Origin of the sequence: Rhodoferax sp. BLA1 (assembly GCF_013416775.1) — a bacterium.
GTDB lineage: Bacteria > Pseudomonadota > Gammaproteobacteria > Burkholderiales > Burkholderiaceae_C > Rhodoferax.
In genome coordinates this window covers 318,034-338,158 of the sequence record NZ_SZVI01000001.1, presented here as the reverse complement: position 1 = coordinate 338,158, position 20,125 = coordinate 318,034, and the positions used below count along the sequence as shown (strand labels likewise).

General features: G+C 61.2%; 17 protein-coding genes. 10 read left to right on the top strand and 7 right to left on the bottom strand.

Annotated features, from left to right (window positions below; translation table 11 throughout):
• Positions 1 to 193: 193 nt before the first annotated feature.
• Positions 194 to 1,669, top strand: coding sequence for a PLP-dependent aminotransferase family protein (locus tag FDG13_RS01625; protein ID WP_180125067.1), 1,476 nt, complete (start codon positions 194 to 196; stop codon positions 1,667 to 1,669).
• A gap of 244 nt (positions 1,670 to 1,913) precedes the next feature.
• Here FDG13_RS01625 and FDG13_RS01620 read toward each other — a convergent pair whose 3' ends face one another.
• Positions 1,914 to 2,804 carry an AraC family transcriptional regulator gene (locus FDG13_RS01620; protein WP_180125066.1) on the bottom strand — a complete coding sequence of 297 codons (891 nt, stop codon included), beginning with the start codon at positions 2,802 to 2,804 and terminating at the stop codon, positions 1,914 to 1,916.
• A 149-nt stretch (positions 2,805 to 2,953) separates the two neighbouring features.
• Between FDG13_RS01620 and FDG13_RS01615 the strand changes: the two genes are divergently transcribed.
• The 4 genes from FDG13_RS01615 (at position 2,954) to leuA (ending at position 7,360) form a co-directional block, all read left to right on the top strand.
• A complete protein-coding gene (locus tag FDG13_RS01615) occupies positions 2,954 to 3,712 on the top strand; it encodes an SDR family NAD(P)-dependent oxidoreductase (RefSeq protein WP_180125065.1) in 759 nt (252 codons plus the stop codon).
• 34 nt (positions 3,713 to 3,746) lie between these two features.
• Positions 3,747 to 4,421: a glutathione S-transferase family protein gene (locus tag FDG13_RS01610; protein ID WP_180125064.1), complete on the top strand. Its 675-nt coding sequence runs from the start codon at positions 3,747 to 3,749 to the stop codon at positions 4,419 to 4,421.
• 446 nt (positions 4,422 to 4,867) lie between these two features.
• Complete coding sequence (locus FDG13_RS01605; RefSeq protein WP_180125063.1) at positions 4,868 to 5,344, top strand: Lrp/AsnC family transcriptional regulator; 477 nt, start codon at positions 4,868 to 4,870, stop codon at positions 5,342 to 5,344.
• Positions 5,345 to 5,632: 288 nt separating this feature from the next.
• Positions 5,633 to 7,360, top strand: coding sequence for a 2-isopropylmalate synthase (leuA, locus tag FDG13_RS01600; protein WP_180125062.1), 1,728 nt, complete (start codon positions 5,633 to 5,635; stop codon positions 7,358 to 7,360).
• A 48-nt stretch (positions 7,361 to 7,408) separates the two neighbouring features.
• On the opposite strand, the gene fdx is transcribed toward leuA, so the two are convergent.
• The 6 genes from fdx to FDG13_RS01570 form a co-directional block, all read right to left on the bottom strand.
• The gene (gene fdx / locus FDG13_RS01595) at positions 7,409 to 7,744 is read right to left on the bottom strand and encodes an ISC system 2Fe-2S type ferredoxin (protein ID WP_180125061.1); all 336 of its coding nucleotides are present in this window, start codon (positions 7,742 to 7,744) and stop codon (positions 7,409 to 7,411) included.
• Positions 7,745 to 7,790: 46 nt separating this feature from the next.
• Positions 7,791 to 9,665 carry a Fe-S protein assembly chaperone HscA gene (hscA, locus tag FDG13_RS01590; protein ID WP_180125060.1) on the bottom strand — a complete coding sequence of 625 codons (1,875 nt, stop codon included), beginning with the start codon at positions 9,663 to 9,665 and terminating at the stop codon, positions 7,791 to 7,793.
• A gap of 231 nt (positions 9,666 to 9,896) precedes the next feature.
• Positions 9,897 to 10,220, bottom strand: a complete 324-nt coding sequence (gene iscA / locus FDG13_RS01585; RefSeq protein WP_078365356.1) for an iron-sulfur cluster assembly protein IscA — start codon at positions 10,218 to 10,220, stop codon at positions 9,897 to 9,899.
• Positions 10,221 to 10,230: 10 nt separating this feature from the next.
• The gene (gene erpA / locus FDG13_RS01580) at positions 10,231 to 10,608 is read right to left on the bottom strand and encodes an iron-sulfur cluster insertion protein ErpA (protein WP_180125059.1); all 378 of its coding nucleotides are present in this window, start codon (positions 10,606 to 10,608) and stop codon (positions 10,231 to 10,233) included.
• A gap of 39 nt (positions 10,609 to 10,647) precedes the next feature.
• Positions 10,648 to 11,082: a Fe-S cluster assembly scaffold IscU gene (gene iscU, locus FDG13_RS01575; protein WP_180125058.1), complete on the bottom strand. Its 435-nt coding sequence runs from the start codon at positions 11,080 to 11,082 to the stop codon at positions 10,648 to 10,650.
• A gap of 36 nt (positions 11,083 to 11,118) precedes the next feature.
• Positions 11,119 to 12,363: an IscS subfamily cysteine desulfurase gene (locus tag FDG13_RS01570; RefSeq protein ID WP_180125057.1), complete on the bottom strand. Its 1,245-nt coding sequence runs from the start codon at positions 12,361 to 12,363 to the stop codon at positions 11,119 to 11,121.
• Positions 12,364 to 12,629: 266 nt separating this feature from the next.
• On the opposite strand from FDG13_RS01570, the gene nifA reads away from it, so the two are divergent.
• From nifA to FDG13_RS01545, 5 genes are all read left to right on the top strand, one after another.
• On the top strand, positions 12,630 to 14,324 hold the full coding sequence (nifA, locus tag FDG13_RS01565; RefSeq protein ID WP_180125056.1) for a nif-specific transcriptional activator NifA: 1,695 nt from the start codon (positions 12,630 to 12,632) through the stop codon (positions 14,322 to 14,324).
• 413 nt (positions 14,325 to 14,737) lie between these two features.
• Positions 14,738 to 16,009: an ATP/GTP-binding protein gene (locus tag FDG13_RS01560; protein WP_180125055.1), complete on the top strand. Its 1,272-nt coding sequence runs from the start codon at positions 14,738 to 14,740 to the stop codon at positions 16,007 to 16,009.
• Positions 16,009 to 16,683 (top strand): RloB family protein, encoded by a 675-nt coding sequence (locus FDG13_RS01555; protein ID WP_180125054.1) that lies wholly within the window; start codon positions 16,009 to 16,011, stop codon positions 16,681 to 16,683. The genes FDG13_RS01560 and FDG13_RS01555 overlap by 1 nt, the downstream gene beginning before the upstream one ends.
• 438 nt (positions 16,684 to 17,121) lie before the next feature.
• Positions 17,122 to 17,892 carry a DUF2971 domain-containing protein gene (locus FDG13_RS01550; RefSeq protein WP_180125053.1) on the top strand — a complete coding sequence of 257 codons (771 nt, stop codon included), beginning with the start codon at positions 17,122 to 17,124 and terminating at the stop codon, positions 17,890 to 17,892.
• Positions 17,893 to 18,472: 580 nt separating this feature from the next.
• Complete coding sequence (locus FDG13_RS01545; RefSeq protein WP_180125052.1) at positions 18,473 to 20,062, top strand: diguanylate cyclase; 1,590 nt, start codon at positions 18,473 to 18,475, stop codon at positions 20,060 to 20,062.
• Positions 20,063 to 20,125: the final 63 nt, after the last annotated feature.

Here is a 20,125-nt window from a genome sequence, read left to right as displayed (position 1 = left end):
GGTGCTGCTGTGGTGGGTGGTCGTCGATGGTTCAACGTCCTGGTCTGGGCATCGTAGGGGGCAGGGGCCAAAACCAACAGCCACAGACGGGCTGTATCTGGACCAAAACAGCACACCTATTCGGCATCTGTTACGGTACGTTTTGCACTTATCTGCATCTGTTTTCTGTAAACCGCATCAAGGATCATGGCGCATGGACACACCAACTTTGGCCACCCCCACCCCTTTGCCGCCGCTCTACCAGCGGCTGGCCTCACACTACCGCGGCGCCATCCATGCGGGCTCTCTGGTGCCGGGCGACCGCATGCCCTCGCTGCGCGCCCTGATGCGCCAGCACGACATCAGCCTGTCCACCGCCATGCAACTCAGCCGCCATCTGGAGAGTGAGGGTTGGCTGGAGGCGCGTCCCCGCTCGGGGTACTTTGTACGTCGCCCACTGCGCAGCACACTCGCGGCGGTGACGGAGCCGCGCATGGACCGCGCCCCCGACCCGGCACAGTACGTCGGTATCCACGCCCGGGTGTCCGATTTCGTCGCACGCGGTCGACTGCACATGGTCAAGACCAATCTGGCGGTGGCCCGCTGTGCACCCGCGCTCTACCCCGGTGAAGCCCTCAAACAGGCCGCCATGCGGGTGTTGCGCAAGAGGCCAGACATTCTGGTGTCCGCCACATCGCCCAGGGGCAATGCCGAGTCCCGTGCGGTGCTGGCCAAACGCGCCTTGGCGCTGGGTATGACGCTGTCGCCCGACCAGGTACAAATCACCAACGGCTGTATGGAAGCGCTGAACCTGGCCTTGCGCGCGGTGGCCAAGGCGGGTGACACCATTGCGGTGGAGTCCCCGTCGTTTTACGGCTTGCTGCAGGTGCTGGAGGCCTTGGGCCTGCGCGCGCTGGAGATCCCCACCAGTCCGCACACCGGCATGTCGATCGACGCGCTGGAACTGGCCATCCAGACGGACGACAGCATCAAGGCCGTGGTGGTGGTGCCGCACCTGCAAAATCCGCTGGGCAGCATCATGCCCGACGCCCACAAGCAGCGGCTGGTGCAGCTGTGCCAGGCCAGCGCCATCACGCTGATTGAAGACGACACCTACAGCGAGCTGGTCAATGAAGGCAAACGCGGCGACACCCCGCTGCGGGCCATGAAGTCATGGGACACCACCGGCAACGTGATTTACTGCGCCTCGCTGCACAAAATCCTGGCACCCGGTATGCGGCTGGGCTGGATGGCCGCCGGGCGCTGGCAAGCCCGGGTCGAAATGCTCAAGTTCACCCAGACCCGCAGCAACGAGGAGCTGTCACAACTGGCGGCGGCAGACTTCATTGCCTCCCCCGCTTATGACCGCCATTTACACCGCTTGCGCGCCACCTTGCAGGTGCAGCGGCAACACACGGCGGAAACCATTGCCAGCCATTTCCCACCCGGCACCCGCCTGACTCTGCCCGAGGGTGGTTTGTCGCTGTGGGTGGAGCTGCCGCAGCAGCTGTCGAGCAAACGGGTGTTTGATGCGGCCTTGAAAGAACAGATTCTGGTCAGCCCTGGCCTGATGTTCTCCAACTCGCTGCGTTTTGACGCCTTTCTGCGCATCAGCTGCGGCTGGCCAGTGGACAGGGAGGTGGAGCAGGCACTCAGGCGGCTGGGGCAGGTCGTGACTGGGTTGTTGTGAGCATTTACAGGGGGTGTTGTAGCTGCCGCCGCATCCGAACGTTTGGCGGGTGCCATTTCACGTCAAAGGCCAGCATGCACGATTGATGGACAGCTGGATCAACAGGCCTTTTTGCCGCTGTCACGGAATGGCAAACGACCGCGATGAGGATCAGAGATTGACGGGTCGGATCGGGTGCAGCGTGCCCGGATGGACGTAGGCAGAAGCCTCGGAATGAAGGGTTTGATATGCCCTTGAGTGTTTCCTAAGCAACCGTTCTGGCATGCACCGTTCGTCGCAAGTCCTGGCTGGGGCTAGTTTCGAAGTGCCTCAGATAGTCGCGGCTGAACTGCGAAGAGCTCTCGTAGCCAACGGCAAACGCAGCACCGGATACGTTGTGCTCGCCGCCTATCAGCAGGCGGCGCGCCTCCAGTAGCCGGAGTTGCTTCTGATACTGCAACGGGCTGAGACCCGTGATCTCCCGAAAACTCCGGTTCAGACTCGCCCGGCTCATCCCGCATGCTGCACCGACGTCCTCGACCTTGATGGGCCGGGCGAAGTTCTGACCAATCCAGCCGATGGCCTTTCGGACCTTCGGCAGCGGGCCCTTGGCACTCGAAATCTGGCGCAACAGCTTTCCGTGCGGGCCCGACAACAGTCGATAGAGCAGCTCTCGCTCAACCAGCGGGGCCAGAACGGGAATGTCCTCGGGACTATCCATCAGCGCCAAGGCGCGAGCCAAGACATCTTCAAGCGCTTGGCTCATGGGCGCAGTTGACAGCCCCGACTCGCTGCCTTCGTCATCGTGCGCAACAGGCATGGACAGGATCAGCTCATTGAGCAGCACCGGGTCCAGCACCAGCGTCAGAGCGACATAGGGCCGCTGGCGGCCATCCCCGTAGACCTGCCCCATGAGCGGCAGATCCAGTGCGCTGACCAGATAGTGGCCCGCCTCGTAGCGCAGCACCTTGTCGCCAAAAGAGACGCGCTTGCTCCCCTGCAGAACGAAACACGCCATGGCGCGGTACTGGCACGCGCTTTCACTGACCTGCCCCTGGTCGACGTGCAACTCGATGCGAGGAATGCCCGACGTTGTCGTACCGGGTCGGATGTTTCGCAACGCGGTTTCCAGCAGGCTTGAAGGGGGGGTGTCCATAGGGTGGCTCTGCGGGTATCGAAGTGAATGAGTCAATCGTGCAAAAGAACAAGCGCATCGGGCAAGCCCTAAAACGCGCGTCGAAATAGATTATGGGCTCTTGGCGATATCCGCCATTTCAACCACACAAAAGTGAAGTGAGTACAGCTATGACAACAAAGATCGCACTGATTACCGGCACAAGCCGTGGGCTAGGTCGCAACATGGCCCTGCATCTGGCTAAACGCGGCGTCCACATCATCGGCACCTACCGCAGCGGTGCGGCGGAAGCCGAGGCGCTGCGCCAAGAGATCGAGGCGCTGGGCGGCAAGGCGTCCATGCTGGCGCTCGATGTCACCGATTCGAAGAGCTTTCCGGCATTCGCCGAGAAGGTGGCAGCAACCCTGAAGACCCATTTCGGTCGCGAGCGGTTCGACTTTCTGGTCAACAATGCTGGCAACGGTCTTTTCTCCAACTTTGCCGACGCGACCGAAGAGCAATTCGAATCGCTGGTGAGCACGCACCTGCGCGGACCGGTGTTTCTGACCCAGAAGCTACTGTCTTGTATCGAGAATGGCGGGCGCATTCTGAACGTCTCGTCTGGTTTTGTCCGCTTCACGCTGCCGGGTTACAGCCTCTATGCGTCGATGAAGGCCGCGGTCGAGGTCCTGACCCGGTATCTGGCAGTCGAGCTTGGCGCACGCGGTATCCGGGTGAACGCGATCGCACCAGGCGCCATTGCCACCGACTTCGGCGGTGGTGCGGTGCGCGACAACGACGATGTGAACGCCTATGTGGCAAAGGGTATTGCCCTTGGTCGCGTCGGCCTGCCGGACGATGTGGGCGGCGCAGTCGCCGCCATCCTGTCCGACGACATGGGTTGGGCAAACGGCACGACCTTCGACATTTCTGGCGGGCAGTTGCTGTAGCACCCGTTCTTTGCCGGCACTTCGAGAGACCACCATGCCCAACACCCGCCTCACGCTCATCAGCCACCCGCTTTGCCCGTTCGTTCAACGGGCGGCGATTGTCCTTCTGGAAAAGGGCGTGTCATTCGACAGGATCGACGTCGATCTCGCGGCCAAGCCGGACTGGTTTCTGGCACTTTCGCCGACTGGCAAGGTGCCATTGCTCAAGGTTAGCCAGGCGGATGGGCTGGACGCTGTTCTCTTTGAAAGCATGGTGATCTGCGAGTATCTCGAGGAATCTCAGGCCGGCCCAGGGCTGTATCCAGGCGATGCGCTGGCCCGTGCCCGTCAGCGGGGCTGGATTGAGTTCGGCACCGCAACCCTAGCCGAGGCCTGGCAGTTCCTCAACGCCAAGGATCGCCCGACCGCAGATGCAAAGCAGGCGGCGTTCCGGGGCAGGCTCCAGCAACTGGAGTCGGTGTTGGTGCAGGGCCCCTATTTCGGTGGTGCCGCCTTTGGCATGGTCGATGCAGTGTTTGCGCCCCTCTTTCGCTATTTCGACATCCTGGATCCGATGGTGTCGCAGCCGATCTTTGAGAACCTTCCCCGCGTGTCAACGTGGCGGGCGGGATTGGCGACTCGTCAAAGCGTTATCGCCGCCGTGGGGAAAGACTACGCCGAGCGGTTCCAGCAACACCTCCGTCAGCATCAAGCCATCCATGCGGCCTAAACCGAACGATTCAACAACGCCCATCTCAAAGACTACGATCATGAACGATCAAAGCGCCATCAAAACTGACTCCAAGAGCGCGTTGATTCTTATCGAATACTAAAACGATGGGGTGGCACCTACTTGCCTTGTTGTCGCTGATGGGCGAGTGTGGGTAGGGGCCGCCGGGAGATTTGTTGGGGCTTTGCGCGTGCCGCCAAAGCCAGCCTTGTGATTCAAAGGCCGTGCCCCGCAGGCAGTGGGTTTGCCTGGGGGATATGACTTGCAAATGTGGCCCTTGTGAGACCTTACTGCGCAAGGCTGGCTCGTGACCGGCTTGCTGGGTGCTGTGGATAACAGATGCTTTCAGTGTAGGCCGCAGGTCAGGGCAGAAGATTGCGTTGTTGCTTTGAATGTCGTTAGTTATGGCATAACATGCTTCAATCAATATATAAATTGGCAGAAAAATGAAGCTTGACCGCTACGACCAGCAAATCCTCGACATCCTGCAGGCCGATGGCCGCATCAACAACCAAGACCTGGCGGACCGCATTGGCCTGTCGCCGTCGCCCTGCCTGCGTCGGGTGCGGGCGCTGGAGGAGTCGGGCCTGATCACCGGTTACCACGCCGTGCTGGACGCCAAGAAACTCGGCCTGTCACTGATGGCGTTGATTCATATCTCGATGGACCGGCACACACCGGAGCGTTTTGCCAACTTCGAGACCACGGTGAGCCTGCTGCCCGAGGTGCTGGAGTGCCTGCTGATCACCGGCCAGTCGGCCGACTACCAGCTCAAGGTGGTGGTGCGCGACATGGACCATTACCAGGCCTTGTTGCTCAACAAAATCAACCGCATTGAGGGCGTGACCGGTGTGCACTCCAGCTTTATGTTGCGCCAGGTGGTTAGCCGGATGACGCTGTCGGTGGCAAGTGGTGCGCTGTGAAAGTGTGTTGTGTCGATTGCTATTTTTTGGAGAGCTTTTGATCCTTATAGGATAAGGGCTAGAGGTCATTTTGATCTCTGGTTCGGATGTGGAGGCGTTGCGAGGTTCTGCCCCAGGCATTCTTTGCTCAAATGGCGGTTTGATTGAAATAAATTGCTGGAAAAATTAAACATCAGCAATAAACTGCCTTAATTTGTTGATTGATCGACAAATACGCAATCATTCACCCCGACTTCAAGCCTACGATAAGCATCAATGTCCGTTATCGTTTCCAGAGGAACTTGCTCCATGTTGTCCAACCCCGCCACCAAATACCGCGCCTTTCCCACCATCGACTTGCCAAACCGCCAATGGCCCTCGCGCAGCATCACCCAGGCACCCGTCTGGATGAGTTCGGACCTGCGTGACGGCAACCAGTCGCTGTTTGAGCCGATGAATGCCGAGCGCAAGATGCGTATGTTCCGCACCCTGTGCCAGGTCGGGTTCAAGGAGATTGAGGTGGCTTTCCCGAGCGCTTCGCAAACCGACTTTGACTTTGTGCGTAACCTGATTGAGGGTGGCCACATTCCCGATGACGTGACCATCGAGGTGCTGACTCAGTCGCGTGAACACCTGATCCGGCGCACCCTCGAGTCGCTCAAGGGCGCACGCCGTGCCATCGTGCACGTTTACAACGCCACCTCGCCCGCGTTTCGTGAGATTGTGTTTGGCATGAGCCGGGATGAGATCAAGGCGCTGGCAGTGTCCTCCGTGCGGCTCATCAAGGACTTGTGTGCGCAGCATCCTGAGACCGAATGGGTCTTGCAGTACAGCCCCGAGGTGTTCACCAGCACCGAGCTGGACTTTGCCTGCGAGGTGTGTGACGCGGTCACCGCCGAGTGGGGCGCCACGCCTGATAACAAGGTCATTCTTAACCTGCCTGCCACGGTGGAGGTGGCCACGCCCAATGTGCATGCCGACCAGATCGAGTGGATGCACACCCATCTGGCACGCCGTGACAGCGTGCTCATCAGCGTGCACCCGCACAACGACCGGGGTTCGGCCGTGGCCGCTGCTGAACTGGGCCTGATGGCGGGCGCCGACCGGGTCGAAGGCTGTTTGTTTGGCAATGGTGAACGCACTGGCAATGTGGACATCGTCACGCTGGCCTTGAACATGTACACCCAGGGCATTTCCCCGGGCTTGGATTTCTCTGACATCAACGCCGTGGCCCGCACGGTGGAGCATTGCAACCAGCTGCCGATCCACCCACGCCACCCTTATGTGGGTGACCTGGTGTTCACCGCCTTCAGTGGCTCGCACCAGGACGCCATCAAGAAAGGCTTTGCCGCCCAGCAGGCCGCCGGGCCGGGCGCCTTGTGGAATGTGCCCTACATGCCGATCGACCCGGCCGATGTGGGCCGCAGCTACGACTCGGTGATCCGTGTCAACAGCCAATCTGGCAAGGGCGGCGTGGCGTATCTGATGGAGGCCGAATTTGGTGTGGTGATGCCGCGGCGCTTGCAGGTGGAGTTCTCGGGTGAGGTGCAGAGTTACACCGACAGCCACGGCGGTGAGATGACGGCACAGGACATCTGGAAACTGTTCGAGAGCACCTATCTGGACGCCCCCAGCGCGTCGATGCATTACGTGGAGCACCACCTGTTTGACCATGTCACACCGGGCAGCAAAAACCGTGTGCAGGGCATTCGTATCGGTGTGGAGGTGAACGGCCAGCCCATGTTGCTCACCGGTGAGGGCAATGGCCCGATCGACGCGGCGGTGCATGCGCTCCAGGGCGCTGGCATCCAGGTGCAGGTGCGCAGTTATGAAGAGCGCTCCACCCGCGCCAGCACCCACGCTGGGGACGCCCAGGCCTGCGCTTTTCTGGAGCTGGTGTCCGGCGCAGGTGGCCCTGAGCGTTTTGGTGTGGGCATGGACACCAACATCGTCACCGCCTCGGTCAAGGCGCTGCTCAGCGGGGTGAACCGGCTGGGCTTGGTTGCTGCGCTTGAGTTGGAGAGTGAAGCGGCTTGAGTATTGGGCTGAGTTTGCTCTCAGATGGGCAGCTGCGGTGCAAAGGCCTCAATGCTCCCGCGCATGGTTGCGGGTGTGTTTGGGCAGCTCAACCGTGATGTCGGCCTCACCCAGCTTGATACAGCACGACAGGCGCGATTGCGCCTCCAGGCCCCAGGCGTTGTCGAGTTGGTCGTTTTCGTTGTCATCAGCCTCAGCCAGCGAATCGCTGCCCTTGCGCACATAGACATGGCAGGTAGAGCAGGCCGCCACCATCTCGCAGGCGTGTTCAATCGCCACACCGGCCTTGAGCAGGCCTTCGCACAGAGACTTGCCGGGTTTGATCTCGATGTCCAGCCCCTGTGGGCACAGTTCGGGGTGGGGCAGCAGGCGGACTCTGGGCATGTGGTGTTTTTTGTGGTGGTGGGTGACTCTGGCGGAAGGCTGGGGTTTAGGCGAGGCTGTCCATGGTCTGCCCGGCCAGCGCTTGGCTGATCGAGGCATTCATACGCCGGGCGGCAAATTCATCGGTGGCCGAACTCAGCGCACTGGTGGCACGGCGCAGGTCAGCCAGCGGCGCATCGGTTTCCAGCATCTCGCCCACCCGGTACATGGCCAGGTGAATGGCCTGGATTTCCTGTGCAGACAGCAGTGCGGCGTCGGCGTGCAGTGCGGCTTCGGTGGCGTCGAGCAGGCGCCGGGCATCCACCTGCGCCTCGCGCAGAGATCGCAACTGCATGTCTTCCTGGCTGGCGCTGATGGCGTCCTGCAGCATGGCCGAGATCTGGGTGTCGGCCAGGCCGTAGGTGGGTTTGACCTCGATGTGGGCCTCAATGCCGCTGATGCGCTCTCGCGCTGTCACCGACAGCAGGCCGTCGGCATCAATCTGAAAGGTCACGCAGATGTGCACCGAGCCCGCCACCGCTGGCGGAATGCCGCGTAACTCAAAGCGTGCCAGCGAGCGGCAGTGCGACACCGACTCACGCTCCCCCTGCACCACGTGTAATGACATCGCGGTCTGGCCGTCCTTGAAGGTGGTGAACTCCTGCGCGCGCGCCACCGGCAGGGTGGAGTTGCGCGGGATGATTTTTTCGACCAGGCCGCCCATGGTCTCCAGCCCCAGGGACAGCGGGCACACATCGAGCAGCAGCCAGTCCTCACCACTGCCATTGCCCACCAGCACATTGGCCTGCAGCGCGGCGCCAATCGCCACCACTTGGTCGGGGTCAATGTCCACCAGCGGTTCGCGCCCGAAAAACTCACTCACCGTCGCGCGCACCATCGGCATGCGGGTGGAGCCACCCACCAGCACCACACCGGTGATGGCCTCGATGCCGAGTTTGGCGTCGCGTAGCGTGCGTCGGGTGGCGGCCATGGTGCGCTTGATCAGCGGTTCGCCGAGTTCGGCAAACTGGGCACGCGACAGGATCGCCTGTTGGGTACTGCCGTCGGCACTGGTCAGCGCCAAGGCCGCTGACTCGTGGTTTGACAAGGTTTCTTTGGCTTGGCGCGAGGCCGCCAGCAGGCCACGCTGCGCGCCGGGTGGCAAGGCGGCCAAGCCAGCGATGCCGTGCTGGCTGCAAAACCACTCGGCAATGACGTGGTCAAAGTCGTCACCCCCCAGCGCCGAATCACCTCCGGTGGCCAGCACCTCAAACACACCTTTGCTCAGGTGCAGGATCGAGATGTCAAAGGTGCCGCCACCCAGGTCGTACACCGCAAAAATGCCCTCAGCGGCTTTGTCCAGCCCGTAGGCAATGGCGGCTGAGGTGGGTTCGTTGAGCAGGCGCAACACGTTGAGCCCGGCCAGCTTGGCCGCGTCTTTGGTGCCCTGGCGCTGTGCGTCGTCAAAATAGGCCGGCACGGTGATCACCACGCCCGCCAGCGGCCCGCCTAAGGACACTTCGGCGCGTTCACGCAGGGCCGTCAAGATCTCGGCCGACACCTGCACTGGCGAGCGTTCACCACTCACGGTGTGGATGCCCACCATGCCCGGTCCGTCGGTAAAACGGTAAGGCAGGCCAGCGGCCTGGGTCACGTCGGCCAGGCTGCGGCCCATGAAGCGCTTGACCGACACAATCGTGTTCTCGGGGTCGTCAGCCTGGCTCTCTTGCGCCTCGCGCCCGACCACAATGCCATTGCCCGGCAGGTAACGCACCACCGAGGGCAGCAGCAGCGCCCCGTCTTCATCGGCCAGAGCCCGCGCCTGGGCACTTTGCACGGTGGCAATCAGCGAGTTGGTGGTGCCCAGATCAATGCCCGCCGCCAGCCGGTGCTGGTGTGGTGCGGCACTTTGACCGGGTTCGGCAATTTGCAACAGTGCCATGATTTCTCCGTTAGGCCGAGCCGAAGACCACTGCCAGTAGAGGCACCAGCAGGCCCAAGCCAGAAACACCGTGGAACCGGCTCCGCCGGGCCACTGGTGTTGCGCCATTGAGGGGGCTGAAGGCCGCGGCTCCAAACCTGCCTGCGCAGGTTTGGACGTGCCTGCAGTGACGCAGGCTGTGACTGCGTCCTCCAGCGCATACGCGCAGCGAGCAAGCAACGGGGGGGAGCCTCATACAGTAAAGCTCTCGCCGCATCCGCAATTGGCCTTGGCGTTGGGGTTGTTGAACTTGAAGCCTTCGTTGAGGCCTTCGCGCACAAAATCGAGTTCGGTGCCGTCCAGCATGCTCAGGCTGCGTGGGTCCACAATGACCTTCACACCGTGTTGCTCAAAACAGGCGTCTTCGGGGTTGGTGGCGTCGACAAACTCCAGCCCGTAGGCAAAACCGTTGCAGCCACTGGTTTTGACGGCCAGGCGCAGACCCAAACCACTGCCTCGCTTGGACAGCGACTTCTGCACATGCCTGGCCGCTGCGGGGGTGAGGGACACACTCATGGCAAACCTCTCAGACCGAAAACGAACTGCCGCAGCCACAGGTGGTCTGGGCGTTCGGGTTGTGGATGATGAAACGGGAGCCTTCCAGGCCCTCCTCAAAGTCGACCCGTGCACCCATCACATACTGCAGGCTCATCGCGTCCACCACCAGCGTCACCCCTTCGGTGACGGTCAGGGTGTCGTCGGCGGCCACGGTGTCGTCAAAAGCAAACCCGTAGGAAAAGCCCGAACAGCCGCCACCGGTGACGTACAGGCGTAGCTTGAGTTCGGGGTTGCCCTCTTCCAGAACCAGCTCTGCCACCTTGGCCGCCGCGGCGGGCGTGAATTCGAGCAGGCTGGGCATGTCGCCCACAGACACGGGGCTTTCGGTGAGTAAGGCCGCTTGCATGGTGAGTCCTTTGCTACAAAAGTTAAAGTGGGCAAGGGGTCAGCGGGTGCTCGAAGCACACGCGATCTGCTCCGACACCAGGGTGGCCGCACCCGCCGGGTGGCGCGCGCGGAAGTCCGCCACCGCCGCTTTGATGGCGTCTTCGGCGAGGATCGAGCAGTGGATCTTGACTGGCGGCAGCGCCAGCTCTTCGGAGATGTCCGAGTTTTTGATCGCCAGCGCCTCGTCCAGCGTGCGCCCGCGCACCCACTCGGTCACCAACGAGCTTGACGCAATCGCCGAGCCGCAGCCGTAGGTCTTGAACTTGGCGTCTTCGATCACGCCCTGGGCGTTGACCCGGATCTGCAGGCGCATCACATCACCACAGGCGGGCGCACCCACCATGCCGGTGCCCACGTTCTCGTCGTCCGCCGCGAACGAGCCGACGTTGCGCGGGTTTTCGTAGTGGTCCACCACCTTGTCGCTGTAGGCCATATGTGTTCTCCTGTTGTCAGTTGAGGGGGGCGTTCATTAATGCGCTGACCATTGGATAGAGTTGAGGTCGACTCCCGCCTGCACCATGTCCCACAGCGGGCTCATCGCGCGCAGCCGGGTCACCACCTGGGTCACCTGCTCAAGGGCATAGTCGATGTCTTGCTCGGTGGTGAAACGGCCAATCGAAAAACGCACCGAGCTGTGCGCCAGCTCGTCGCTGCGCCCCATGGCGCGCAACACATAACTGGGCTCCAGGCTGGCCGAGGTGCAGGCCGAGCCGGACGACACCGCCACCCCCTTGATGCCCATCAGCAGGGATTCACCTTCAACATAGTTGAAGCTCACATTGAGGTACTGCACCGCCCGCTGGGTTTCGTCGCCGTTGAGGGCCACCGCATCCAGCTTCTGGCAACCGGCCCACAGGCGGTCGCGCAGGGTTTTGATGCGGGCGTTGTCAGCCGCCATGGTGTCGCGCGCCAGCCAGAAGGCCTCGCCCATGCCCACAATCTGGTGCGTGGGCAGGGTGCCCGAGCGCAGGCCGCGCTCGTGGCCACCGCCATGCATTTGCGACTCCAGTCGCACGCGCGGTTTGCGCCGCACATACAAGGCACCAATGCCTTTGGGGCCATAAATTTTGTGCGCTGACAAAGACATCAAATCGATGGGCAACTGCGCCAGATCGATGGCCACTTTACCCGCCGCCTGCGCGGCATCCACATGGAACAGCACCCCTTTGGCGCGGCAAATGGCACCCAAAGCGGACACATCCTGGATCACACCGGTCTCGTTATTGACATACATCACGGAAGCCAGCACCGTATCGGGGCGCAGCGCTGCCTCAAACACCGCGTGGTCCAACAAGCCGCTGGGCAACACCGGCAACACCGTCACCTCAAAACCTTCGCGCTCCAGCTCGCGCATACTGTCGAGCACCGCCTTGTGCTCGGTGGCCACGGTGACCAGGTGTTTGCCTTTGTTTTTGTGGAAATGGGCCGCGCCTTTGATCGCCAGGTTGTTCGATTCGGTGGCGCCCGAGGTCCAGGCGATTTCGCGCGGGTCGGCATTGATCAGCGCACACACCTGTTCGCGTGCCAACTCCACCGCCTCGTCGGCAGCCCAGCCATAGGCGTGGGAACGGCTGGCCGGGTTGCCATACATCTCGGTCAGGTACGGCACCATCTTGGCCGCCACACGCCGGTCCACCGGGGTGGTGGCCGCGTAGTCCAGGTACACAGGCTGGGCCGAGCGGGTGGCGGGCTTGGCTTGGCGGGACTCTGACATGGGCTGCTCCAAAAAAAGGGGTGACAGCCCCCGTCCGCAATTTCGGTGCCACGCCAAATGGGCACTTGGCAGGCACTTTGGACCTGTGGGTTTGTTGTTTTTGTCAGTTGGCGCCAGTCAAAGCCCTGCGGCCTTGTCATGTTTGTCGTGAACGCTCGCCATCACCGCGCAACCGGCTGACAAAACCCTCTTGCTGGTGCGTTTATTGCTAGAACGGGTACCAGGGCCTGTGCAGAGGTACCGCATTGCGTCACACGGAGTTTCATATGGTGAACACACAGACAAATGACTCTCAGCGCGAGCTGAATGCGATCTATGAAGTCAGCAAGACCTTGGCGATGTCGCTGGACGTGGCCAAGACCTTTCGCGAGGCGCTCAATTACCTGATGCATGCCTACGACTGGCGGCGTGCCTTTGTGGTGCTGGGCGAAACCGAAGGTGGCTTGCACGGCTTGTGTGCCGTGGGCCTGACCCGTGAGGAGCAGCAGCGCCTGCACTTTCAGTCAGGCGAAGGCATTGTCGGGCGGGTGTATGCCAACGGCATCCAGGTGGTGGTGCCCAATGTGCGCACCGAGCCGCTGTTCCTGAACCGCACCGGTGGCGCCGACCAGACCCCTGACATCCCGATTGCGATGCTGGTGACCCCCATCAGCGCCGACCGGCGTACCTTTGGTGTGCTGGCCATCGACTGCCTGAACCCGGGCGAGCAGCGCAGCTTCTCCAACGACCTGCGCCTGCTCAAGATGGTGGCCACCCTGATGGGCCAGGCGCTGCTGCTGCACCGCAGTGTCACGGCGGCCCACGACTCCTTGCAGGACGAGGTGCGCCGCATGAGCAAGGAGCTCAAGCCGCTGCACCAGATCGACCAAGTGGTAGGCATGTCCAAGCCGATGCAGCAAGTGTTTGAGCAGGTGCACCAGGTGGCGCCCTCGCGCACCACGGTGCTGCTGCGTGGTGAGAGCGGCACCGGCAAGGAGGTGATTGCCCGCGCCCTGCACAACCTGTCGCCCCGCAAACGTGAAGCCTTTGTGCGTGTGAACTGCGCCGCGCTGACCGAGTCGCTGCTCGAGAGTGAGCTGTTTGGCCACGAAAAAGGCTCGTTCACCGGTGCCCAGGGCCAGCGCAAGGGGCGTTTTGAGATGTCACACGGCGGCACACTGTTTCTGGACGAGATTGGCGACATCTCGCCGTCCTTCCAGGCCAAGCTGCTGCGGGTGTTGCAAGAGCGCGAGTTTGAGCGTGTGGGTGGCTCCACCAGCGTCAAGGTCGATGTGCGGCTGATCCTGGCCACCAACCGCAACCTGGAGCGCATGGTGCAGGCCGGCGAGTTCCGCGCCGACCTGTACTACCGCATCAATGTGGTCAGCATCCAGCTGCCGCCGCTGCGCGAGCGCCGCGAAGACATCCCCGCCATGGCCAAGCTGTTTCTGGACCGTTTCAACAAGGAAAACGGCCGCAACACCCAGTTCAGCCCGGCCGCTATGCGCGTGTTGACCAGCTGTTATTGGCCCGGCAATGTGCGCGAGCTGGAGAACTGTGTGGAGCGCACCGCCACCATGGCGCACGACGACGCCATCACCAACCTGGCCTTCCCGTGCCAGGGCAATGGCTGCCTGACCCAGGTGTTGCACCACATTGAGCGGCTGGACGCAGTCACCCCGCAGCGCATCAGTGAGATCCCGGTGGTGGAAGGCCCGGTGCCCGCCCGCGCCGTACCACCCGCACCGGCCGCTGCCGCACCCGACAGCGTTACGGCCGAGGAGGCCGCCAGCGCCAGCAGCCCGGTCCCTGCCGCCGCACCCGACAACGACGGCAAACCCGAGGGTGAACGCGAGCGCCTGATCTGGGCCATGGAGCGCTGCGGCTGGGTTCAGGCCAAAGCTGCCCGCCTGCTGAAAATATCACCGCGCCAGATGGGCTACGCCTTGCAGAAAAACGGCATCGAGGTGCGTAAGTTTTGAGGCTTGGCTTTTTGGTCATTTTGTGAGGAAAATTGGCCTCTAGCCCTTTTTTAATAAGGGCTTTTAGCTATTGATTGCGTAGTGTCTTGGGCTCTTGGGCTCTTGGGCTGTTGGGTTCGCGTGGCGCCAGGCGGGCGGCGGGGTTACCGTTCTCCGGCCCCCTCGCGGGATGCGATGTTGGTTGGGCGCTTGTTGGGGTGTTGCCGCTGAGGGTGGTGCGCCGCCAGTCTCATCACGCGAATGGGTTCTGCGCCCGGCAACCCCACCGCCCGCCTTCAGTTGGTGTTAATCCGCACCTGGCGTTGGTCAGTTTGCAGTTCATCAGAAAATCCATGTAGATTAAAAAATAAATAAACAATTTGCAGTATTGGTTCATAATTCGAATATATTTTTATATTTGGTAGGTGAATTCAATGCTGACCGAGTTCCGTGTCAAGAACTTCCGTAGCCTGCGCGACGAGCAGGTGCTCAGCCTGGTTGCGTCCACGGACCAGACCTTGCTGGACACCCATGCACTGGCTACCGGGCTGAAGGCGGCACCGCATTTGCTCAAAAGCGCGGTGGTGTATGGTGCCAACGCCAGTGGCAAGTCCAACCTCATCAAGGCGCTGCAGTACATGCGTGGCGTGGTGCTGGAGTCGGCCGCTCTGCAGCCGGGCCAGACTTTTGACAAACTCCAGCCCTTCAAGCTGGATACCACATCAGGTAGCCAACCAACCGAGTTTGAGGTCACCTTCATCCTCGCCGGTGTGCGCTACCAATATGGATTTGCCATGAATGCGCAACGCATCGTCAGCGAGCATCTCTTGGTCTACAAGGCCTTCAAGCCACAACGCTGGGTCGAGCGCCACTTCGATGCCGAAAGTGGCAAGGATGTGTATGAGTCCGCCCCCAGCCTGAAGGGCGCCAAGAACCTGTGGGAGGGCGCCACCCGACCCAATGCCCTGTTTCTGTCGGTGGCGGTGCAGCTCAACAGTGAGGCCTTGCGCCCGGTGTTTGACTGGTTCGCCAACCGGCTGGTAATCATCAATGAGCAGTCGCCTTTATCGCCGCAGTTTTCGGTGCAATTGCTCAAGCAAGAGACGCAGCGCAAGGCCATTTGTGAGTTTCTGCGTGCCGCCGACATCAGCATTGCCGACATTGAAGTGGCCACCAAGCAGGCCATGGTGCATAGCATCAAGTTCGACCTCGCCACCGGTAAACGCGAGGAGGCAGCCAGTGAGCAGGCGGTGGACGAAGTGAAGTTTCACCACATCACCGAACACGGCAAGGCGGTGTTTGACCTGATGGACGAATCCAGCGGTACCCGCAACCTGTTGTTCCTGACCGGGCCTATTCTGGACATCCTCAACAAGGGCTTGACGCTGGTGGTGGATGAGCTCGATACCAGCCTGCACACGCTGCTGGTGCAGGCGCTGGTGCGCTTGTTCCACAACCCCGAAGCCAACACTGGCGGTGCGCAACTGATCTTTACCACGCACGACACCTCGCTGCTCGATGCTTACGGCCTGTTTCGCCGCGATCAGGTCTGGTTTGTGGAAAAGCGCCCGGATCAAAGCTCATCGCTGTATCCCTTGCTCGACTTCAGCCCGCGCAAGAATGAAGCGCTGGAGCGCGGTTATCTGCAAGGGCGCTACGGGGCACTGCCCTTGCTGCGCAATCAGGCCCTGGGAGCGACACGCTGATGGGGCGCGACAACCAGGCCAAAGACCGTCAGTTGCGCCGCAAAACGGTCAAACAGGCACGGCGCGCCAGTTACGCCCGCATTCTGATCGTGACCGAGGGCAGCAAAACCGAACCGCTGTATCTGGAAGAGATTCGCACCGCGCATCAGCTGCATTCCGCCAACGTGGCAGTGCAACCGGGGCAACTGGGCACCGCGCCCATCCAGGTGGTGCGTTACGCCCAGCAACTGTTTGACGAAGGCGATTTGGTCAAAGGCATTCGCCCCAAGAGCTTCGATCAGGTCTATGCGGTGTTTGACCGCGACGACCACGACAGCTATTTCGATGCACTGAATCTGGCGAAATCGCTCAACGGCAAGCTACGCAATGACGACAGGCAGGTGGCCAGCTTCAAGGCCATCGCATCCATTCCCTGCTTCGAGCTGTGGTTGCTGTTGCACTACGAGGATATTCAGGCACCGATCCACCGCGACGAGGTGATGGCGCGTTTGAAGCAGCACATTCTCGGCTACGAGAAGGGCGCAGGCGGTGCATTTGCAACCACCCGCACACGGCTGGAAACTGCGACGCAACGGGCGCAATCACTGGCCGCGAAGTTCAGTGCCTACACCGCCCCCGAACCCTTCACCGCCTTGCACGAACTGGTCACACTGCTGACCACGCTACGCGCCTGATAAGGTCGATCTGGTCCATGGAGCGCTGCTGCTGGGTTCAGGCCAAAGCCGCTCGCGGCTGTGTTTGAGAGTTCTAAGAGAAATTGGCCTCTAGCCCTTTTGGAATAAGGGCTAGTAGCTATTGATTACGCAGTGTCTTTGGCTCTTGGGTTCGCGTGGCGCCAGTCGGGCGGTGGGGTTGCCGTTCTCCGGCCCCCTCGCGGGATACGGTGTTGGTTGAGCGCTTGTTGGGGTGTTGCCGCTGAGGGTGGTGCGCCGCCAGTCTCATCACGCGAATAGGTTCTGCGCCCGGCAACCCCACCACCCGCCTTCAACATACCTGGATGCGTTGATGGTGGAGACAAGTCAGCTTGACGCTGGCAGCCGACACTCCACGAAGCGAGTTGTAAACTGGCGCTGCAAGGGCCTCCGCGTAACTGCGACCACAAATCTATCTAAATGACAGACCGTCTGCTCGTGAACTTCAAGTACCGTTCAGGCGCAGCTGCCCTACGTGGCCTGTCGGACGGCGCCTGCTACTTCGCCCACGCTGGCGAACTAAACGACTCACTGGAGGCCAAGTTCGCTCCGGCAGACCCCTTCTCCTACGCCCGGACCTTGGCGCAAACGCTCACAGAACTGGCAATTCAACGCAAGGAGCCCGCCAAGTACGAGCCAGAGGAGGAAAGTGCTGAGTACCTCTCAAAACTGATCCGAGAGGAGGACCAGACCTTCGCGGCCAATTGCCAGCGCGTGGGCATCTTCTCCGGCACCAAGCGCCCCGATAACCAGCCGATGTGGGCCTACTACTGCAACGACGGGCGCGGAGTGTGCTTTGAGTTCGAGTGGCCTAGGGATGTGATCGAACAGTTCAGCCTGCGGCCCACGTTCGTCCACTACACCGACCAGCCGCGCGTTCATGATCGCTTTGAGGACATGCGGGCAGAGCTGCTCGCTGTGGGGGACAAGCATCCGGACTGGACAGTGGAGCAACTTCACAAGCACTCGCAAACTCATGAATTCATTGCAAGGTGGATGGCACGCTCGATGTCACGAGCCGTGTCCATCAAGCATTCCGACTGGGCGCACGAACACGAATTGAGGATGCTGAGCCCCAAGGCCGGCCCATTGCCAATCCTGCGGCAAATCCTGAAACGGGTGTACTTCACGCGCACGGACTTCCCCGAGTGGGGGCCCATCATGATGCTTCTGCATCAACTCTATCCATGAGTCGAAACGGCGCAAGTGACGTTTAGCCACACAGAGCCGCTGGTGTCGATTCAGCACTTGAAGGCGAAGCTCATCCCAGTCTCGCTGTAGCCGATGGCTTCACACCAGTCCGCAATGGCAACGCTGCCAGCGGCGACCGGCAGGCGACCATCTAAACTCAAATCGGATAGCGCATTCGGGGCTCACGTGGAGGATCTAGCCGGTTTACGCAGCCCCTCATGTTCCATGCAATGACTGACTGGGTTACCCCTCCCGCTGCATCTCGGTCGTCTGCCCCTCCTTGCCTTTTGTCTTCTTTTTCGCGTTCAAATGTCGCTCGCCAGCAGGGGATGGGTAGGGGTGGCGGCCGATTTCTGCGCATTTGGCAGTATGAGGCCGCCGCCCCTGCCCATCTCCTGCCACCCACAGCCGCCGCGCCAAAAGGACATTGCCTCGGTATGGCACCCCAGGGGTTCGAGAAAGCGGGATTGAACCCACAGAAATCAAACCATCAAGGGCGCAAACAGCTCCACGTTCACCAGTTTCCGGCAGCACGCGATGGACTTCCAATCTCATAGCAACCATGCGAGACAATAGGCGCATGACAGTTGATATCCGTACCTTGCTTTTGGTGATCGTCCTGATGGGGGCCGTACTGGCCGTATCGGTGGCTGTTGTGGCGCATCAGGACCAACGTGATGGCATGCGGTACTGGGCAGTTGGGCTGGCTCTGCACATTGCGTCGTATGTGTTTTTCAGCCAGGTTGGCACCTTGGGCCAGTTTGTGGGTTTGTTTTCTGCCGTGTTGTTGCGAGCCAGTGCCTGGGCTTTGTTTGCAGAGGGTTTGTTCGAGTTTTACCGGCGGCCAGCACCCCGGGTGTTGGTCTGGGCGCCTGTGGTGGCCCAGGCGGTGGCCTTTGTGGTCCTTTTTGAGCACCCAGCCTACCGCTCGCTGCTGGTCAGTCTGATCTCGTTGTTTCAGGCCGGTTTGGCCTTGGGGCTGATGTTGCAGGCTCGCCGTCAGACACCCGGACACGGCCAGTACTTTTTGATGACCGGGCTGGTGATGGCGATGGCCTTGTTGACTTTTCGGATGCTGGAGGTGCTGCGTGCCGGGTCTGTTGGGCTGCGGGATGCGGCCGGAACCAACCCTGTGCAGGTCATCAGTTTGCTGGGGGCGCTGGTGACCCTGGTCTTGCTGTCGATTGGTTTTGTGCTGATGTCCAAAGATCGGGCCGATGACCAGAACCGCCAGCTGGCCACCCAGGATGAACTCACCGGGCTGGCCAATCGCCGCCACCTCAACAAAGTGCTGACCCAGGAGTGGGCGCGGTTCAAGCGCTCCAAGCAGCCCTTTGCGGTGGTGATGATCGACATTGATTTCTTCAAACCCTACAACGACCACTATGGCCATCTGGCCGGTGATGAGTGCCTGCGGCACATTGCGCAGGTGATCCAGTCGGGCATGCGCCGGGCCGGTGATCTGGCGGCGCGTTATGGGGGCGAAGAGTTCCTGCTGATTCTGCCCAACACCCTTGCCGAGGATGGCCAGCGCCTGGCGGATGCCGTGCGGCAATCGGTGGAGCAGTTGAACCTGCCCCATGCCAAGGCGCCTTTGGGGCGTCTGACCGTGAGCATGGGGGTGGCGGCCATGGTTGACGGTGGTTATGTTGACGCTTTGGCGTTGCTCAGTGCCGCTGATGAGGCGCTGTACCTGGCCAAACAGGGCGGGCGCAATCGGGTGCAGTTGGCGCAGACGGTCGCCGTGTCTGCGCAGGTGCCCGGCAGACTGCTGCCCTTGGTCTGGCACCAGCGTTATGAGAGTGGCAATCTGGTCATCGATAGCCACCACCACAGGCTGTTTAGTGAGGCCAACAGAATTCTGGATGTGATTGTGGCCGGGCGCGGTGTGGCCGAAATCGCACAACATATCGACGACTTTGTGGCCGACATTGCGGAACACTTTCGTGAAGAAGAGGTGTTTCTTCACCAAACCGGTTATCCCGGTGCGGTCGAGCACGCCAGACTACACCGCGAGTTGTTGGACCAGGCCCACACGCTGGCGGTGCAGTTCAAGGGGGGGCAGCTGTTGGTGGGTGAGTTGTTTGTCTACCTGACCCAGGAAGTGGTGGCGCGCCACATGCTCACCGCAGACCGCGAGTTCATCGTTTTTCTGCATCCCGCGCAATGAGTACGCGCTTACCTTGCGCTGCTGGCGGCCCTCGCCAAGACAGGTACATCCGACTTCCGGCGC

What these genes read in the sequence shown, in the direction of transcription:
- FDG13_RS01615 (WP_180125065.1), top strand. Translation starts at nt 2,954, where the DNA reads ATGACAACAAAGATCGCACTGATTACCGGCACAAGCCGTGGGCTAGGT.
- nifA (WP_180125056.1), top strand. Translation starts at nt 12,630, where the DNA reads ATGGTGAACACACAGACAAATGACTCTCAGCGCGAGCTGAATGCGATC.
- hscA (WP_180125060.1), bottom strand. Translation starts at nt 9,665, where the DNA reads ATGGCACTGTTGCAAATTGCCGAACCCGGTCAAAGTGCCGCACCACAC.
- FDG13_RS01560 (WP_180125055.1), top strand. Translation starts at nt 14,738, where the DNA reads ATGCTGACCGAGTTCCGTGTCAAGAACTTCCGTAGCCTGCGCGACGAG.
- FDG13_RS01625 (WP_180125067.1), top strand. Translation starts at nt 194, where the DNA reads ATGGACACACCAACTTTGGCCACCCCCACCCCTTTGCCGCCGCTCTAC.
- iscU (WP_180125058.1), bottom strand. Translation starts at nt 11,082, where the DNA reads ATGGCCTACAGCGACAAGGTGGTGGACCACTACGAAAACCCGCGCAAC.
- FDG13_RS01555 (WP_180125054.1), top strand. Translation starts at nt 16,009, where the DNA reads ATGGGGCGCGACAACCAGGCCAAAGACCGTCAGTTGCGCCGCAAAACG.
- iscA (WP_078365356.1), bottom strand. Translation starts at nt 10,220, where the DNA reads ATGAGTGTGTCCCTCACCCCCGCAGCGGCCAGGCATGTGCAGAAGTCG.
- fdx (WP_180125061.1), bottom strand. Translation starts at nt 7,744, where the DNA reads ATGCCCAGAGTCCGCCTGCTGCCCCACCCCGAACTGTGCCCACAGGGG.
- FDG13_RS01610 (WP_180125064.1), top strand. Translation starts at nt 3,747, where the DNA reads ATGCCCAACACCCGCCTCACGCTCATCAGCCACCCGCTTTGCCCGTTC.
- FDG13_RS01545 (WP_180125052.1), top strand. Translation starts at nt 18,473, where the DNA reads ATGACAGTTGATATCCGTACCTTGCTTTTGGTGATCGTCCTGATGGGG.
- FDG13_RS01605 (WP_180125063.1), top strand. Translation starts at nt 4,868, where the DNA reads ATGAAGCTTGACCGCTACGACCAGCAAATCCTCGACATCCTGCAGGCC.
- FDG13_RS01550 (WP_180125053.1), top strand. Translation starts at nt 17,122, where the DNA reads ATGACAGACCGTCTGCTCGTGAACTTCAAGTACCGTTCAGGCGCAGCT.
- FDG13_RS01570 (WP_180125057.1), bottom strand. Translation starts at nt 12,363, where the DNA reads ATGTCAGAGTCCCGCCAAGCCAAGCCCGCCACCCGCTCGGCCCAGCCT.
- leuA (WP_180125062.1), top strand. Translation starts at nt 5,633, where the DNA reads ATGTTGTCCAACCCCGCCACCAAATACCGCGCCTTTCCCACCATCGAC.
- FDG13_RS01620 (WP_180125066.1), bottom strand. Translation starts at nt 2,804, where the DNA reads ATGGACACCCCCCCTTCAAGCCTGCTGGAAACCGCGTTGCGAAACATC.
- erpA (WP_180125059.1), bottom strand. Translation starts at nt 10,608, where the DNA reads ATGCAAGCGGCCTTACTCACCGAAAGCCCCGTGTCTGTGGGCGACATG.